The sequence below is a fragment of the Streptomyces fungicidicus genome (assembly GCF_003665435.1).
In the GTDB taxonomy this organism is placed as follows: Bacteria; Actinomycetota; Actinomycetes; order Streptomycetales; family Streptomycetaceae; genus Streptomyces; species Streptomyces fungicidicus.
In genome coordinates, this window is the sequence record NZ_CP023407.1 from 2,834,259 (window position 1) to 2,850,055 (window position 15,797).

At 70.0% G+C, this 15,797-nt stretch carries 13 protein-coding genes and 1 tRNA gene; 12 read left to right on the forward strand and 2 right to left on the reverse strand.

Annotated elements, in window-relative coordinates:
- Window positions 1-78 precede the first annotated feature (78 nt).
- From desA to glmS, 7 genes are all read left to right on the forward strand, one after another.
- A complete protein-coding gene (desA, locus tag CNQ36_RS12715) occupies window positions 79-1,521 on the forward strand; it encodes a lysine decarboxylase DesA (RefSeq protein WP_121546079.1) in 1,443 nt (480 codons plus the stop codon).
- The gene (locus tag CNQ36_RS12720; protein ID WP_121546080.1) at window positions 1,505-2,797 is read left to right on the forward strand and encodes a lysine N(6)-hydroxylase/L-ornithine N(5)-oxygenase family protein; all 1,293 of its coding nucleotides are present in this window, start codon (window positions 1,505-1,507) and stop codon (window positions 2,795-2,797) included. Before desA ends, CNQ36_RS12720 begins: the two co-directional genes overlap by 17 nt.
- The gene (locus CNQ36_RS12725; RefSeq protein ID WP_121546081.1) at window positions 2,794-3,333 is read left to right on the forward strand and encodes a GNAT family N-acetyltransferase; all 540 of its coding nucleotides are present in this window, start codon (window positions 2,794-2,796) and stop codon (window positions 3,331-3,333) included. The genes CNQ36_RS12720 and CNQ36_RS12725 overlap by 4 nt, the downstream gene beginning before the upstream one ends.
- Window positions 3,330-5,102, forward strand: a complete 1,773-nt coding sequence (locus tag CNQ36_RS12730) for an IucA/IucC family protein (protein WP_121546082.1) — start codon at window positions 3,330-3,332, stop codon at window positions 5,100-5,102. Before CNQ36_RS12725 ends, CNQ36_RS12730 begins: the two co-directional genes overlap by 4 nt.
- 143 nt (window positions 5,103-5,245) lie before the next feature.
- The gene (locus CNQ36_RS12735) at window positions 5,246-6,133 is read left to right on the forward strand and encodes a DUF4429 domain-containing protein (protein WP_121546083.1); all 888 of its coding nucleotides are present in this window, start codon (window positions 5,246-5,248) and stop codon (window positions 6,131-6,133) included.
- A gap of 85 nt (window positions 6,134-6,218) precedes the next feature.
- On the forward strand, window positions 6,219-6,476 hold the full coding sequence (locus tag CNQ36_RS12740) for a hypothetical protein (RefSeq protein ID WP_030217181.1): 258 nt from the start codon (window positions 6,219-6,221) through the stop codon (window positions 6,474-6,476).
- Between the two features lie 11 nt (window positions 6,477-6,487).
- A complete protein-coding gene (glmS, locus tag CNQ36_RS12745) occupies window positions 6,488-8,305 on the forward strand; it encodes a glutamine--fructose-6-phosphate transaminase (isomerizing) (protein ID WP_121546084.1) in 1,818 nt (605 codons plus the stop codon).
- 123 nt (window positions 8,306-8,428) lie between these two features.
- Here glmS and CNQ36_RS12750 read toward each other — a convergent pair whose 3' ends face one another.
- Window positions 8,429-8,956, reverse strand: a complete 528-nt coding sequence (locus CNQ36_RS12750; RefSeq protein ID WP_004931105.1) for a universal stress protein — start codon at window positions 8,954-8,956, stop codon at window positions 8,429-8,431.
- An 806-nt stretch (window positions 8,957-9,762) separates the two neighbouring features.
- Between CNQ36_RS12750 and CNQ36_RS12755 the strand changes: the two genes are divergently transcribed.
- From CNQ36_RS12755 to CNQ36_RS12765, 3 genes are all read left to right on the forward strand, one after another.
- Window positions 9,763-10,986: a helix-turn-helix domain-containing protein gene (locus CNQ36_RS12755; RefSeq protein WP_121546085.1), complete on the forward strand. Its 1,224-nt coding sequence runs from the start codon at window positions 9,763-9,765 to the stop codon at window positions 10,984-10,986.
- Window positions 10,987-11,118: 132 nt separating this feature from the next.
- Window positions 11,119-11,721, forward strand: coding sequence for an oligoribonuclease (gene orn / locus CNQ36_RS12760; protein ID WP_121546086.1), 603 nt, complete (start codon window positions 11,119-11,121; stop codon window positions 11,719-11,721).
- A 119-nt stretch (window positions 11,722-11,840) separates the two neighbouring features.
- Window positions 11,841-11,913 (forward strand) — tRNA-His (locus CNQ36_RS12765).
- A 104-nt stretch (window positions 11,914-12,017) separates the two neighbouring features.
- Here CNQ36_RS12765 and CNQ36_RS12770 read toward each other — a convergent pair.
- Complete coding sequence (locus tag CNQ36_RS12770; protein WP_121546087.1) at window positions 12,018-13,073, reverse strand: LacI family DNA-binding transcriptional regulator; 1,056 nt, start codon at window positions 13,071-13,073, stop codon at window positions 12,018-12,020.
- A gap of 344 nt (window positions 13,074-13,417) precedes the next feature.
- On the opposite strand from CNQ36_RS12770, the gene CNQ36_RS12775 reads away from it, so the two are divergent.
- Complete coding sequence (locus tag CNQ36_RS12775; protein ID WP_121546088.1) at window positions 13,418-14,776, forward strand: ABC transporter substrate-binding protein; 1,359 nt, start codon at window positions 13,418-13,420, stop codon at window positions 14,774-14,776.
- A gap of 5 nt (window positions 14,777-14,781) precedes the next feature.
- On the forward strand, window positions 14,782-15,795 hold the full coding sequence (locus CNQ36_RS12780) for a carbohydrate ABC transporter permease (RefSeq protein WP_121546089.1): 1,014 nt from the start codon (window positions 14,782-14,784) through the stop codon (window positions 15,793-15,795).
- Window positions 15,796-15,797: the final 2 nt, after the last annotated feature.

Sequence of the window (15,797 nt, forward strand, 5' to 3'; positions counted from 1 at the left end):
AACTTAGGTTAGGCTCACCTAAGTTTTTCGCTACCGGCCCCTTCCCGCACCGGATAGTCCCCACCGGAGGACCCCCCCATGCGCTCGCACCTGCTCAACGACACCACCGCGGAGCACTACCGCCGCTCCGTGACCGAAGGAGTCGAGCGGGTGGCGGCCAAACTCGCCACCACCGACCGGCCGTTCACCGGAATCACCGTCGACGCCCTGGCCCCCCGCATCGACGGCATCGACCTCGACCAGCCGCTCCACGACACCACCGCCGTGCTGGACGAACTGGAGGACGTGTACCTCCGGGACGCCGTCTACTTCCACCACCCCCGCTATCTCGCCCACCTCAACTGCCCGGTCGTCATCCCGGCCGTGCTCGGCGAGGCGGTGCTCTCCGCCGTCAACTCCTCCCTGGACACCTGGGACCAGTCGGCCGGCGGCACCCTCATCGAGCGGAAACTGATCGACTGGACGGCCCGCCGCATCGGCCTCGGCCCGGCCGCCGACGGCGTCTTCACCTCCGGCGGCACCCAGTCCAACCTCCAGGCGCTCCTGCTGGCCCGCGAGGAGGCCAAGGCCGACGACCTCGCCAGACTGCGTGTCTTCGCCTCCGAGGCCAGCCACTTCAGCGTGAAGAAGTCCGCGAAACTGCTCGGCCTCGGACCGGACGCCGTGGTGGTGGTCCCCGTCGACCACGACAAGCGCATGCGGACCGTCGCGCTCGCCCACGAGCTGGAGCGCTGCGCCGAGGCGGGCCTGGTCCCCATGGCCGTCGTCGCCACCGCCGGCACCACCGACTTCGGCTCCATCGACCCGCTCCCCGAGATCGCCGAGCTGTGCGCCCAGTACGGCACCTGGATGCACGTGGACGCCGCCTACGGCTGCGGGCTGCTCGCCTCGCTGAGGCACCGGGACCGCATCGACGGCATCGAGCGCGCCGACTCCGTCACCGTCGACTACCACAAGTCCTTCTTCCAGCCCGTGAGTTCGTCCGCCGTGCTGGTCCGCGACGCGGCCACGCTGCGGCACGCCACCTACCATGCCGAGTACCTCAACCCGCGCCGCATGGTGACCGAGCGGATCCCCAACCAGGTCGACAAGTCCCTGCAGACCACCCGCCGCTTCGACGCGCTCAAACTGTGGATGACGCTGCGCGTGATGGGCGCCGACGGCATCGGGCAGCTCTTCGACGAGGTGTGCGACCTGGCTGCCGAGGGCTGGAAGCTGCTCGCCGCCGACCCGCGCTACGACGTGGTCGTCGCCCCCTCGCTGTCCACGCTCGTCTTCCGCTACATCCCGGCCGCCGTCACCGACCCCGCCGAGATCGACCGGGCCAACCTCCACGCCCGGAAGGCCCTGTTCGCCTCCGGTGACGCGGTGGTCGCGGGCACCAAGGTGGGCGGGCGCCACTACCTGAAGTTCACCCTGCTGAACCCCGAGACCACCGCCTCGGACATCGCCGCCGTCCTCGATCTGATCGCCGGCCACGCCGAGCAGTACCTGGGAGAATCCCTTGACCGCGCTTGCTGAAGCCCCGGACGTCACCTACGACTTCGTGGGGATCGGCCTCGGCCCCTTCAACCTCGGCCTCGCCTGCCTCACCGAGCCCATCGCCGAACTGAACGGCGTCTTCCTGGAGTCCAAGCCGGACTTCGCCTGGCACGCGGGGATGTTCCTCGACGGCGCCCACCTGCAGACGCCGTTCATGTCGGACCTCGTCACCCTCGCCGACCCGACCTCCCCGTACTCCTTCCTCAACTACCTGAAGGAGAAGGGCAGGCTGTACCCGTTCTACATACGCGAGAACTTCTACCCGCTGCGGGTCGAGTACGACGACTACTGCCGCTGGGCCGCGGCGAAGCTGAGCAGCATCCGCTTCGGCACGACGGTCACCGAGGTGACGTACGACGAGGCCGGCGGGCTCTACACGGTGGCGACGGCGGCCGGCGGGACGTACCGGGCCCGGCACCTGGTGCTCGGCACCGGGACCGTGCCGTTCGTCCCCGAGCCGTGCCGCGGCCTGGACGGCGGCCTGTTCCACAACGCGCAGTACGTGCAGCGCAAGGCGGAGCTGCTCGACAAGGAGTCGATCACGATCGTCGGCAGCGGGCAGAGCGCCGCCGAGATCTACTACGAGCTGCTCTCCGAGATCGACGTCCACGGCTACCGGCTCAACTGGGTCACCCGCTCCCCGCGGTTCTTCCCGCTGGAGTACACCAAGCTGACCCTGGAGATGACCTCCCCGGACTACATCGACTACTTCCGCGCGCTGCCCGAGGACACCCGCTACCGGCTGGAGAAGCAGCAGAAGGGCCTGTTCAAGGGCATCAACTCGGAGCTGATCGACGCGATCTTCGACCTGCTGTACCAGAAGAACGTCGAGAGCGGCGACCGGCCGGTCCCCACCCGGCTGCTCACCAACTCCTCCCTCACCGCGGCCCGGTACGAGAACGGCGGCTACACGCTCGGCTTCCACCAGGACGAGCAGGGCAAGGACTTCGAGATCCGCACCGAGGGCCTGGTGCTGGCCACCGGCTACCACTACGAGCCGCCGGCCTTCCTCGAACCGGTCCGCGACCGGCTCCGCTTCGACGGCCACGGCCGCTTCGACGTGACCCGCGACTACGCCGTCGACGTCACCGGCCGCGGTGTCTTCCTGCAGAACGCCGGCGTCCACACGCACAGCATCACCAGCCCCGACCTGGGCATGGGCCCGTACCGCAACAGCTGCATCATCCGCGAGCTGCTCGGCACCGAGTACTACCCCGTCGAGAAGTCCATCGCGTTCCAGGAGTTCGCCGTATGAGCATCGGCACGTTCACCTTCCGCCCCCTCGACCCGCTGCGGGACGCCGAGCTGCTGCACGGCTGGGTCACCCATCCCAAGGCGGCGTTCTGGATGATGCAGGACGCCAGGCTCCAGGACGTCGAGCGCGAGTACATGCGGATCGCCGCGGACGAGCACCACCACGCCCACCTGGGCCTGCGCGACGGCGAACCGGCCTTCCTGATGGAGAGGTACGACCCCCGGTACGTCGAGCTCGCCGGCCTGTACGAGCCCGAGCCCGGCGACGTCGGCATGCACTTCCTGGTCGCGCCGGCCGACCGGCCCGTCCACGGCTTCACCCGGGCCGTCATCACCGCCGTGATGGAGGAGCTGTTCGCCGACCCGGACACCCGGCGGGTCGTGGTCGAGCCGGACGTGGGCAACAAGGCCGTGCACGCGCTGAACGAGGCCGTGGGCTTCGTGCCCGCACGGGAGATCGACAAGCCGGAGAAGCGCGCGCTGCTGAGCTTCTGCACCCGCGAACAGTTCCTGCGCGCCCGAGGAGTGACCGCATGACCCCGTCCGACGCCGTGGCACATCTGTCCCCCCACCGCTGGGCGCGGGCCAACCGCCTGCTGATCCGCAAGGCACTCGCCGAGTTCGCGCACGAGCGGCTCCTCGCACCGGAGCCCACCGGTGACGGCGGATACGCCGTCCGCAGCGACGACGGCGCGACCCGGTACACCTTCACGGCCACGCTCCGCGGCCTGGACCACTGGGGCATCGACGCCGACTCGATCACCCGTCACCGCGACGACGCCGCACTCCCCCTCGCCGCACTCGACTTCTTCATCGAGCTGCAGAAGTCCCTGGGTCTGAGCGAGGAGATCCTGCCGGTGTACCTGGAGGAGATCTCCTCCACCCTCTCCGGCACCTGCTACAAGCTCACCAAGCCGCAGATCCCGGTCGCCGAGCTGGTGGACGCCGGCTTCCAGGCCATCGAGACCGGGATGACCGAGGGCCATCCCTGCTTCGTGGCCAACAACGGACGGCTCGGCTTCGGCATCCACGAGTACCTGTCGTACGCGCCGGAGACGGCGAGCCCGGTACGGCTGGTGTGGCTGGCCGCGCACCGCTCGCGGGCCGCGTTCACGGCCGGGGCGGGGATCGAGTACGAGCCGTTCGTCCGGCAGGAGCTGGGCGAGGAGACCGTCGAGGGCTTCCACGGGGTGCTGCGCGACCGGGGCCTCGACCCCTCCGACTACTTCCTCGTGCCCGTCCACCCCTGGCAGTGGTGGAACAAGCTGTCCGTCACCTTCGCCGCCGAGGTCGCCCGCGGGCACCTGGTCTGTCTGGGCGAGGGCGAGGACGAGTACCTGGCGCAGCAGTCCATCCGTACCTTCTTCAACACCTCGCACCCGGAGAAGCACTATGTGAAGACGGCCCTGTCCGTCCTCAACATGGGCTTTATGCGCGGCCTGTCCGCCGCCTACATGGAGGCGACCCCGGCGATCAACGACTGGCTGGCCCGGCTCATCGAGGGCGACCCGGTGCTGCGGGCGACGGGGCTGTCGATCATCCGGGAGCGGGCCGCCGTCGGCTACCGGCACCTGGAGTACGAGCGGGCCACCGACCGCTACTCCCCGTACCGCAAGATGCTGGCCGCGCTGTGGCGGGAGAGCCCGGTGCCGTCCCTGAAGGACGGCGAGTCCCTCGCCACCATGGCGTCCCTGGTCCACGTCGACCACGAGGGGAAGTCCTTCGCGGGCGCGCTGATCGCGCGCTCGGGGCTCGCTCCGGCGCAGTGGCTGCGGCACTACCTGCGGGCCTACTACGTGCCGCTGCTGCACAGCTTCTACGCCTACGACCTGGTCTACATGCCGCACGGCGAGAACGTGATCCTGGTGCTGGAGGACGGGGTGGTGCGGCGGGCCGTCTACAAGGACATCGCCGAGGAGATCGCGGTGATGGACCCGGACGCGGTGCTCCCGCCGGAGGTCTCCCGCATCCGCGTGGAGGTCCCGGACGACCAGAAGCTGCTGTCGGTCTTCACCGACGTCTTCGACTGCTTCTTCCGCTTCCTCGCCGCGAACCTCGCGGAGGAGGGCGTCATGGACGAGGACGCCTTCTGGGGCACGGTCGCCGAGGTCACCCGCGAGTACCAGGCGTCGGTGCCCGAACTCGCCGACAAGTTCGCCCGCTACGACATGTTCGCCCCCGAGTTCGCGCTGTCCTGCCTCAACCGCCTCCAGCTCCGCGACAACAGGCAGATGGTCGACCTCACGGACCCGTCCGGAGCGCTCCAGCTGGTCGGCACCCTGAAGAACCCGATCGCCGGGTTCTGACCCCACCGACGGGCGGGCACCCCGGAGTACGGTCCTCCGGGGTGCCCGCCGCCGCGCGCGTCCCCCTCAACACCCCTGCCGCGCAAGGGAAGCCGGTACGGGTACGGGCCACTCTCCGGGGATGTCGGTGAAACAATCCCCTCATGGCGGAAATCATCCAGAAGGACGGCACCTGGACGTTCGACGGGGACACCCTGCGGCTGACCCCCGGACGGGACAAGAACGTCGGACTGCTCCGCAGGACCCTGGGTGAACTGGTGCTCCCGCTGAAGGCGCTGGCGGGCATCTCCCTGGAGCAGGGGAAGCGGGCGGGACGGCTCAGGCTGCGGCTGCGCGACGGCGCCGACCCGCTGCTGCACGCGACCGGCGGCCGGCTCGGCGAGCCGCACGACCCGTACCAGCTGATCGTCGAGTCCGACCGCTTCGGTGTCGCCGAGTACTTCACCGAGGAGGTCCGCACCGCGCTGCTGCTGGACCAGATCCCCTCCGAACCGGTCTCCGAGTACCTGCTGCCCGGCCCTTCCGTGCCGCTGTCCGTCTCCGCCGGGGACGGCACGGTCAGCTTCGACGGCGAGCGCGTCCGGCTGGAGTGGAACTGGAAGACGGAGGACGCCAAGGCCGCCGCCGGCACCCGCACCCTCGCGGTGACGGAGCTGACCGGCGTGGAGTGGCAGCCAGCGGCCGGACTGGAGAACGGCCACCTCCGCTTCACCGTGCGCCACGCACCCACCAAGGCCCCGGCCAAGTACGACCCGAACGCGGTGGAGCTGTGGGGCTTCAAGAAGGACCCGCTGATGGCGCTCGTCGCCGCCGCCGTCCAGGCCCGTCTGCCGCACCCGGCGGCCCCCGCCGGCGAACGGCCCGGCGAGCCGGAGCCCGCCCTGCCCCTGGCCGCCGCCCCCGCGCCCGCCGAGGACGACCACGACGCCCTGCTGCGCCGGCTGCGGGAGCTGGGCGAGCTGCACCGGTCCGGGGTGCTCACGGACGAGGAGTTCACCCTCGCCAAACAGGCGGTCCTCAAGCGCATGTGAGCCGATCCTGGGCTCCGCCTGTGAGTCCTGCCCGAAATCGGGCACGTTTCTTGCGAAACAACCTCCGGTACCTCAGGATCAACGGGTGCACGACGAACTTGTTGATCATCTGACGCGGTCCACGCCCCTCAGCCGGGGCGAGGCGCTGCGCGTGGTCCAGGACGTGCTCGCCTACTTCGACGAGACGACCGAGGAGTACGTCCGTCGCCGCCACCGCGAGCTCCAGGCCCAGGGCCTGGTGAACGCGACGATCTTCGAACGGATCGAGGCGGACCTCAGATACCGCGCGGTGGCCCCGCCGGAGCTCTCGCTCCGGCAGCTGCGCCGCATCGTCTACGGCTAGGAACTACATCCATGTGCGGAATCGTCGGATACATCGGCAGGCGTGAGGTCGCCCCCCTGCTGCTGGAGGGACTGCAGCGTCTGGAGTACCGCGGCTACGACTCGGCGGGCATCGCCGTCACCTCCCCGAAGGCGTCCGGCCTGAAGATGGTCAAGGCCAAGGGCCGGGTGCGCGACCTCGAGGCGAAGGTCCCGGCGCGCTTCAAGGGCACCACCGGCATCGCCCACACCCGCTGGGCCACCCACGGCGCCCCGTCCGACGTCAACGCCCACCCGCACCTGGACGCGGAGGGCAAGGTCGCCGTCGTCCACAACGGCATCATCGACAACGCCACCGACCTGCGCCGCAAGCTGGAGGCGGACGGCGTCGTGTTCCTCTCCGAGACGGACACCGAGGTCCTCACCCATCTGATCGCCCGCTCGAGCGCCGAGAAGCTGGAGGACAAGGTCCGCGAGACCGTGCGCCTCATCGAGGGCACCTACGGCATCGCCGTGCTGCACGCCGACTTCCCGGACCGCATCGTGGTGGCCCGCAACGGCTCCCCGGTCGTCCTCGGCATCGGCGAGAAGGAGATGTTCGTCGCCTCCGACATCGCCGCGCTGGTCGCCCACACCCGGCAGATCGTCACCCTCGACGACGGCGAGATGGCCACCCTCAAGGCCGACGACTTCCGCACCTACACCACCGAGGGCACCCGCACCACCGCCGAGCCGACCACCGTGGAGTGGGAGGCCGCCTCGTACGACATGGGCGGCCACGACACCTACATGCACAAGGAGATCCACGAGCAGGCGGAGGCCGTGGACCGCGTGCTGCGCGGCCGGATCGACGACCGCTTCTCCACCGTGCACCTGGGCGGCCTCAACCTGGACGCCCGCGAGGCGCGCCGGATCCGCCGCGTGAAGATCCTCGGCTGCGGCACCTCGTACCACGCCGGCATGATCGGCGCGCAGATGATCGAGGAGCTGGCCCGCATCCCCGCCGACGCCGAGCCGGCCTCCGAGTTCCGCTACCGCAACGCGGTCGTGGACCCCGACACCCTGTACGTAGCGGTCTCCCAGTCGGGCGAGACGTACGACGTGCTGGCGGCCGTGCAGGAGCTGAAGCGCAAGGGCGCGCGGGTGCTGGGCGTGGTCAACGTCGTCGGCTCCGCGATCGCCCGCGAGGCGGACGGCGGCGTCTACGTGCACGCCGGGCCCGAGGTCTGCGTGGTGTCCACCAAGTGCTTCACCAACACCACGGTCGCCTTCGCCCTGCTCGCCCTGCACCTGGGCCGCACCCGTGACCTGTCGGTGCGCGACGGCAAGCGGATCATCGAGGGCCTGCGCAGGCTGCCCGGCCAGATCGCCGAGATCATGGAGCAGGAGGAGGAGATCCGGAAGCTGGCCCTGGAGTACGCCGAGGCCCGCTCGATGCTCTTCATCGGCCGCGTCCGGGGCTACCCGGTGGCCCGCGAGGCGTCCCTGAAGCTCAAGGAGGTCTCGTACATCCACGCCGAGGCCTACCCGGCCTCCGAGCTGAAGCACGGCCCGCTGGCGCTGATCGAGCCGGCCCTCCCGACGGTGGCGATCGTCCCCGACGACGACCTGCTGGAGAAGAACCGGGCCGCGATGGAGGAGATCAAGGCCCGCAGCGGCAAGATCCTCGCGGTGGCCCACCAGGCACAGGAGAAGGCCGACCACACCCTCCTGGTCCCGAAGAACGAGGACGAACTCGACCCGATCCTGATGGGCATCCCCCTCCAACTCCTCGCCTACCACACGGCCCTGGCCCTCGGCCGCGACATCGACAAGCCCCGCAACCTCGCCAAGTCCGTCACGGTCGAGTAGCAACAACCCCCAAAGGACGACGCAGTTGCCCGAGCCCCTGAGGGGCTCGGGCAACTGCGTCGTTCGTTTCTTGGGGGCGCGGGGAACTGCGCGACAAGCCCCCACACGGGGACCCGTGACGACCTACGGAATGACCACAACCGGCCGCTGCGCCCGCTTCGCCAACCTCCCCGCCACGGACCCGAAAAGCCGCCCCACGAGCCCGTGGGTAGAACCCACGACGATCGCATCGGCGGCGTACTCCCGCCCCACCTCTTCGAGTTCGTGGCAGATGTCCCCGCCCCGCTCGACAAGGATCCACGGCACCTCGGCCAGATAATCCGCACAGGCCAGCTCGAGTCCGAGCACCTCCGTGCGGTGGTCCGGCACGTCCACGAAGACCGGGGGCTCGCAGCCCGCCCACACCGTGGTCGGCAGCCGGTTGGCGACATGGACGATGATCAGGCCCGACCCGAAGCGACGGGCCATGCCGATCGCGTAGGCGAGGGCGCGTTCACTGGAGGTGGAGCCGTCGAAGCCGACGACCACCCCGTGCCGGAACGCGGGGTCGCAGGAATGGCGTGGCTCCTCCGCCGCCAGGGGTTCGGCCGCCGTGGGATCGGCGACGGGCCGCTTGCGGTCCGCGGGTTCGAAGAATTCGTGACCGGCCATGGCTGTCTCGGGGTTGTGATCCTTATGTGGGGGACGACAGTGTGCGGCGGAGCTGTGTCCGGGAATTATCTTCCCAACCCCATACCCCCAAGGGTACGGCGGCACGCCTCCTCAGCCCATATCCCGCGCATACCAGCAGGCGGGTTCCCCGGAGCATGCACGAGGGGCCGCCCGTCACGCAACGGTTGCTGCCCCGTACAGGCGGTTTGCGCGGGATTCACTTGCGCGCCAGAGTGGACGTCCGAGCGCCGGCCCGTGAGCCACGCCACACGTGCCGGGCCGTGCCCCGCCCCGGCCCCGCGCCCCCTGCACCGCCACCGGCGTGCGCCGGGACACCAGCGGGCGGGCCCCACGCCGGCCCCTGCCGGGCCCGGTGGGGGCCCGCTGCGGAGCCGACGGCCGGGCGGCCGGGAGACACCGGTCGGCTGACCGGTTTCCGCGCCCCCGTCCGCATCTTTTCAGCCAACTTCTGGCCGGTGTGCATCCCCCGCCGCAACCACCCCCCAACCCCCGTTCGACCTGCACGAAAAGGGTCCAGGGGCCCCCGCGCGCCCTACGTGGATTGGCCACCGCGACAAGGCGCACTTCCCCACACGGCCCACGAGTGCAACGCTTCGTGATCGAATGCTTCACGCCAAGTTGCCAAGTCGACAATGCACCGGGTGGCGAACCGGCCACCGGTGCGCGACGGGACGCAGTAGATTCGATCTTGATGTCTTACGGCGGGGGACTCGTGCAGGACCGAGGGGAAACGTGCAGGAGCGACACAACCGAGGAGCCGCGACCACCAAGGGGGGCTTAGCAGTATGAGCCACGACTCCACTGCCGCGCCGGAAACCGCGGCCCGGAAACTCTCCGGGCGCCGCCGCAAGGAGATCGTCGCGGTGCTGCTGTTCAGCGGCGGCCCCATCTTCGAGAGTTCCATACCGCTGTCGGTGTTCGGGGTTGACCGCCAGGACGCCGGCGTACCGCGCTACCGCCTGCTGGTGAGCGGGGGTGAAGAGGGCCCGCTGCGCACCACGGGTGGGCTGGAACTCACCGCGCCACATGGCCTGGAGGCGATATCCCGGGCGGGCACCGTCGTGGTGCCGGCCTGGCGCTCGATCACCTCGCCACCGCCGGAGGAGGCCCTGGAGGCACTCCGCCGGGCCCACGAGGAGGGCGCCCGCATCGTAGGACTGTGCACCGGCGCCTTCGTCCTCGCGGCGGCGGGACTGCTGGACGGCCGTCCGGCGACCACACACTGGATGTACGCGCCGACGCTCGCGAAGCGCTATCCGTCGGTGCACGTCGATCCGCGGGAGCTGTTCGTGGACGACGGTGACGTGCTGACCTCCGCGGGCACGGCGGCGGGAATCGATCTGTGCCTGCACATCGTGCGCACGGACCACGGCAACGAGGCGGCCGGCGCGCTGGCCCGCCGCCTGGTGGTGCCGCCCCGCCGGAGTGGAGGCCAGGAACGCTACCTGGACCGCTCTTTACCGGAGGAGATCGGCGCCGACCCGCTCGCCGAGGTGGTCGCCTGGGCGCTGGAGCACCTCCACGAGCAGTTCGACGTGGAGACGCTGGCGGCACGCGCGTACATGAGCCGTCGTACGTTCGACCGCCGGTTCCGCTCGCTGACCGGGAGCGCGCCGCTGCAGTGGCTGATCACGCAGCGGGTGCTCCAGGCGCAGCGCCTGCTGGAGACGTCGGACTACTCGGTGGACGAGGTCGCCGGCCGCTGCGGCTTCCGCTCGCCGGTCGCGCTGCGGGGCCACTTCCGGCGCCAGCTGGGTTCGTCCCCGGCCGCCTACCGGGCCGCGTACCGCGCGCGGCGTCCGCAGGCCGACCGGAACCAGGACCCCGAGGGCGGTCCGCACTCCGCGGGAGCGCTGCCACCCGGCCAGTCCGGACATCCGGGGCACGCGCCGGTACCGCTGCACCCGGAGAACGCGCTGCCGCACCAGTCCCGCCGCACCGCGGCGGCCGGAGCCCTGGGCCCGTCCCTGACGGCCCCGGTGCTCCCGGGCCAGCGCAGCGCGCCGTGAGCTGACACCGGCGAAACGACGGGCCGGAGGCCACTCGGTCTCCGGCCCGTCGGCGTGCACGGACGCCCGCCGCGGGAAGCCCCGCTCCACCGTCCGGCCCGGCACGGCGCGGCGCCCCGTAAGGTTAGACACATGAACGATCGCATGGTGTGGATCGACTGCGAGATGACCGGCCTCTCGCTGTCGGACGACGCGCTCATCGAAGTGGCCGCCCTCGTCACCGACTCCGAGCTGAAGGTGCTCGGCGAGGGTGTGGACATCGTCATCCGCCCGCCGGACCGGGCCCTGGAGACGATGCCGCAGGTGGTGCGGGAGATGCACACCGCCTCGGGGCTGCTCACCGAACTGGAGGGCGGCACGACGCTCGAGGAGGCCGAGCAGCGGGTCCTCGACTACATCAGGGAACACGTCAAGGAGCCCGGCAAGGCGCCCCTGTGCGGCAACTCCGTCGGCACCGACCGCGGTTTCCTGCTGCGGGACATGCCGACCCTGGAGGACTATCTCCACTACCGCATCGTCGACGTGTCCAGCATCAAGGAGCTGGCCCGCCGCTGGTACCCGAGGGCGTACTTCAACAGCCCCGAGAAGAACGGCAACCACCGCGCCCTCGCCGACATCCGCGAGTCCATCACGGAGCTGCGCTACTACCGCGAGGCCGTCTTCGTGCCGCAGCCGGGACCCGACTCGGACACCGCGAAGAAGATCGCCGCGAAGCACGTCGTGCCCGGTCAGTAGGCGGATCGGCGGGCCGCCGGGGGGCGCCCCGGAAAGCCGTGCGCGAGCACCCCTTCGGACCCTGTACACTTTTTCTCGGCCGGTCGGAGAAGTCACTGACCTCCACCGACAAGGCCATGGTGGGTGTAGCTCAGCTGGTAGAGCACCTGGTTGTGGTCCAGGATGCCGCGGGTTCGAGTCCCGTCACTCACCCTCACCAGTCAGCCGGTGACCTTGTTCCGAGGTCACCGGCTGAACTCGTTTCCGGGCCCGGCGGACGCCGGGGCGGGCGGGCAAGGGACCGGCGCCCCCGGCGGTCACGACGAGGCGCGGCCCACCAGTTCGGTGGCCAGGACCATCTGGCGGCGCTCCAGGCCCCGGGAGGCCGGCGGGCGGCGGTCGGCGACCTCCGCCAGGAGCAGGTCGATCATCGCGCGGCCCATCTCCTGTATCGGCTGGCGCACGCTGGTCAGCGGCGGGTCCATGTGGCGGGCGATCGCCGAGTCGTCGTAGCCGACCAGGGCCACGTCGTCCGGGATGCGGCGGCCCGCGTCGCGCAGGGCGTGCCGGGCGCCCGCCGCGGTGACGTCCGAGGCGGCGAAGACCGCGTCCAGGTCCGGGCGGCGCTCCAGCAGCGCCGCCATCGCGCGCCGGCCGCCGTCCTCGGAGAAGTCGCCCGGCTCGATCAGCAGCTCGTCCACCTCGCGGCCGGCCTCGCGCAGGGCGTCGCGGTAGCCGTCGATACGCCGCTGGGCGCCGTACACGTCGAGGCGGCCGGTGATGTGGGCGATGGTGCGCCGGCCCCGGCCGATCAGGTGCTCGACGGCCTGCCGGGCGCCGCCGTAGTTGTCCGAGTCCACCGAGGTCAGCGTCTCGGAGGCCGAGCGGGGGCCGCTGATCACGGCCGGGATCTCCAGCTGGGACAGCATGTCGGGCAGCGGGTCGTCGGCGTGCACCGAGACCAGCAGCACCCCGTCCACCCGGTGCGCGGCGAGGTACTGGGCCAGCCGGTTCCGCTCCCGGTCGCTGCCCGCGAAGATCAGCAGCAGCTGCATCTCGGTGTCGGACATCGCCGCGCCGACGCCCCGGAGCATGTCCGAGAAGTAGGGCTCCGCGAAGAAGCGGGTCTCCGGCTCGGGGACGACGAGGGCGATGGCGTCGGTGCGGTTGGCGGCCAGGGCGCGGGCGGCCGTGTTCGGGACGTAACCGAGTTCGGCGACCGCGGCCTCCACGGCGGCGCGCGTGGCGTCGCTCACCCGGGGCGAGCCGTTGATCACCCGGGAGACCGTGCCGCGGCCCACACCGGCGCGCGCGGCCACCTCTTCGAGGGTGGGCCGGCCGCCGCTGCGGCCCCGCGCTCCGTGGCTTGCCATCGGCCCCGCCTTCCTTCGAACGTCGCACCGGCCTGGAATGTAACAGCCCCGTCCGTGACGGTGACCACCGCCGGGAGGGCGGCGGGCGGACTCCGTGCTTCCGTATGGCGGCTCCGGTGTGTCCAGTTAACAGGCAGATAACTGAAGGCACTTCGCGGCGTCTGTTCCCTTGACACCCTCGCCCGGACCCGCGACTCTTCAACACATCACTTGTGGGAGCGCTCCCACAGTACCTGACACATACACAACCCGCACGTTCCCCGCCCGAGCCGCAACGCGCAAGCAACGGGTCCAACAAAGCCGTTGGCCGGGGGGTCGGCACGTCAGGGCAACAGGAGGACGCAATGCGAGCACGTACCCTCCCCCTCTCCCGTCAGCGGTCGGGCGGGGGGAAGCCGATCGCCCGTAAGGCACTGGCCATCGCGGCAGTGGTGTCGCTGGGCACCGGTCTGCTGGCCGGCTGTGCCGACGACGGTGGAGACGACGACTCCGGATCCTCGTCCGGTGGTGAGGGCAAGACCACTATCACGCTCGGCCTGTTCGGCACCATGGGCTTCAAGGAAGCCGGTCTCTACGCCGAGTACGAGAAGCTGAACCCGGACATCAAGATCGCCGAGAACGTCGTCGAGCGCAACGAGAACTACTACCCCGCGCTCGTCAACCACCTCACCACCAACAGCGGTCTGATGGACGTCCAGGCCATCGAAGTCGCCAACATCGCCGAGGTCGTCGGCACCCAGGCGGACAAGTTCACGGACATGTCCAAGGTCGAGGGCGTGAAGAAGGACGGCTGGCTGCCCTGGAAGTGGGAGCAGGCCACCGCCAAGAGCGGCCAGACGATCGGTCTCGGCACCGACGTCGGCCCGATGGCCATCTGCTACCGCAAGGACCTCTTCGAGAAGGCCGGTCTGCCGACCGACCGCGAGGAGGTCGGCAAGCTGTGGGCCGGCGACTGGAAGAAGTTCATCGAGACCGGTGAGAAGTACAAGAAGAAGGCCGGCAACGACACCTTCTTCATGGACTCCCCCGGTGGCCTGATCAACGCCGTCCTCAGCAGTGAGGAGCAGAAGTTCTACGACGCCTCCGGCGAGGTCATCTACAAGACCAACCCGGCCGTCAAGGACGCCTTCGACCTGACCGCGGAGGCCGCCGAGAAGGGCCTGGTGCAGTCGCAGACCCAGTTCCAGCCGGCCTGGGACACGACGATCGCCAACAGCAAGTTCGCCACCATCGCCTGCCCGCCGTGGATGCTCGGCACCATCAAGGGCAAGTCGAAGCCGGACTCCGCCGGCAAGTGGGACGTGGCCGTCGCGCCGAAGTCCGGCAACTGGGGCGGCTCCTTCCTGGGCGTGCCGAAGAGCGGCAAGAACGTCGAGGAGGCGCAGAAGCTGGTGGCGTGGCTGACCGCGCCCGAGCAGCAGGCGAAGCTCTTCAAGGTGCAGGGCAGCTTCCCGAGCGCCCCGGCCGCGTACGAGAGCGCCGAGGTGACCGGTGCGAAGAACGAGATGACCGGCGACTCCCCGATCGGTGAGATCTTCTCCGAGGCCGCCAAGCAGATCCCGGTCCAGGTCATCGGCCCGAAGGACCAGATCATCCAGCAGGGTCTGACGGACAACGGCGTCATCCTGGTGACCAAGGGCAAGTCCGTCGAGGAGGCCTGGGAGACGGCCACCAAGACCATCGACAACAACCTGGACAAGTGACCCGAATGGCCACCCGCCCCGACACCGCCGCGCTCCCCTCCAAGGGGGGCGCGGCCCCGGGCCGTCCGCCCGGGAGCCCCGCGCCCACGGACCAGGAGAAGCGACGCCGGGCGAAGCTGTCCCGCCGCTGGCAGCGGGACATGCGCTGGAGCCCGTACGCCTTCGTCGCGCCGTTCTTCCTGCTGTTCCTGGCCTTCGGCCTGTTCCCGCTGATCTACACGGGCTGGGCCTCGCTGCACCAGGTGGAGCTGACCGCCCCGACCGACATGAACTGGGTCGGGCTGAAGAACTACACCCGGATCTTCGACGACGACTTCTTCTGGAACGCGGCGAAGAACACCCTGACCATCGGCATCATCTCGACCGTCCCGCAGTTGCTGATGGCGATGGGCATCGCGCACATCCTCAACTACAAGCTGCGTGCCTCGACCTTCTACCGGGTCGCGATGCTCGCGCCGTACGCCACCTCGATCGCCGCCGCCTCCCTGGTCTTCGTGCTGCTGTTCGGGCGCGACTACGGCATGATCAACTGGGCGCTCGACTTCGTCGGGATCGACCCGGTCGACTGGCAGGGCGAGAAGTGGCCCTCCCAGTTCGCCGTGTCGACGATCATCATCTGGCGCTGGACCGGCTACAACGCGCTGATCTACCTGGCCGCGATGCAGGCGATCCCGCAGGACCTGTACGAGTCGGCGGCGCTGGACGGCGCCAGCCGCTGGAGGCAGTTCCTCCACGTGACGCTGCCCTCGCTGCGGCCGACGATCCTGTTCACCGTGGTGGTCTCCACCATCGGCGCCAGCCAGGTCTTCGGTGAGCCGCTGCTGTTCGACGCCAACAAGGGCGCGTCCGGCGGCGCGGAGCACCAGTTCCAGACGCTCGGCCTGTACCTGTACGAACAGGGCTGGGTGAACCAGCACCTGGGCCGTGCCTCGGCGATCGCCTGGACGATGTTCGCGATCCTGATCGTCGTCGGCATCATCAACCAGCTCATCTCGCGCCGGCTGCGCGCCAGCAGTTAAGG

Excerpts from the sequence above, each read along its gene's own strand:
- desA (WP_121546079.1), top strand. The coding sequence starts at position 79 with ATGCGCTCGCACCTGCTCAACGACACCACCGCGGAGCACTACCGCCGC.
- CNQ36_RS12725 (WP_121546081.1), top strand. The coding sequence starts at position 2,794 with ATGAGCATCGGCACGTTCACCTTCCGCCCCCTCGACCCGCTGCGGGAC.
- CNQ36_RS12730 (WP_121546082.1), top strand. The coding sequence starts at position 3,330 with ATGACCCCGTCCGACGCCGTGGCACATCTGTCCCCCCACCGCTGGGCG.
- CNQ36_RS12735 (WP_121546083.1), top strand. The coding sequence starts at position 5,246 with ATGGCGGAAATCATCCAGAAGGACGGCACCTGGACGTTCGACGGGGAC.
- glmS (WP_121546084.1), top strand. The coding sequence starts at position 6,488 with ATGTGCGGAATCGTCGGATACATCGGCAGGCGTGAGGTCGCCCCCCTG.
- CNQ36_RS12750 (WP_004931105.1), bottom strand. The coding sequence starts at position 8,956 with ATGGCCGGTCACGAATTCTTCGAACCCGCGGACCGCAAGCGGCCCGTC.
- CNQ36_RS12755 (WP_121546085.1), top strand. The coding sequence starts at position 9,763 with ATGAGCCACGACTCCACTGCCGCGCCGGAAACCGCGGCCCGGAAACTC.
- orn (WP_121546086.1), top strand. The coding sequence starts at position 11,119 with ATGAACGATCGCATGGTGTGGATCGACTGCGAGATGACCGGCCTCTCG.
- CNQ36_RS12770 (WP_121546087.1), bottom strand. The coding sequence starts at position 13,073 with ATGGCAAGCCACGGAGCGCGGGGCCGCAGCGGCGGCCGGCCCACCCTC.
- CNQ36_RS12775 (WP_121546088.1), top strand. The coding sequence starts at position 13,418 with ATGCGAGCACGTACCCTCCCCCTCTCCCGTCAGCGGTCGGGCGGGGGG.
- CNQ36_RS12780 (WP_121546089.1), top strand. The coding sequence starts at position 14,782 with ATGGCCACCCGCCCCGACACCGCCGCGCTCCCCTCCAAGGGGGGCGCG.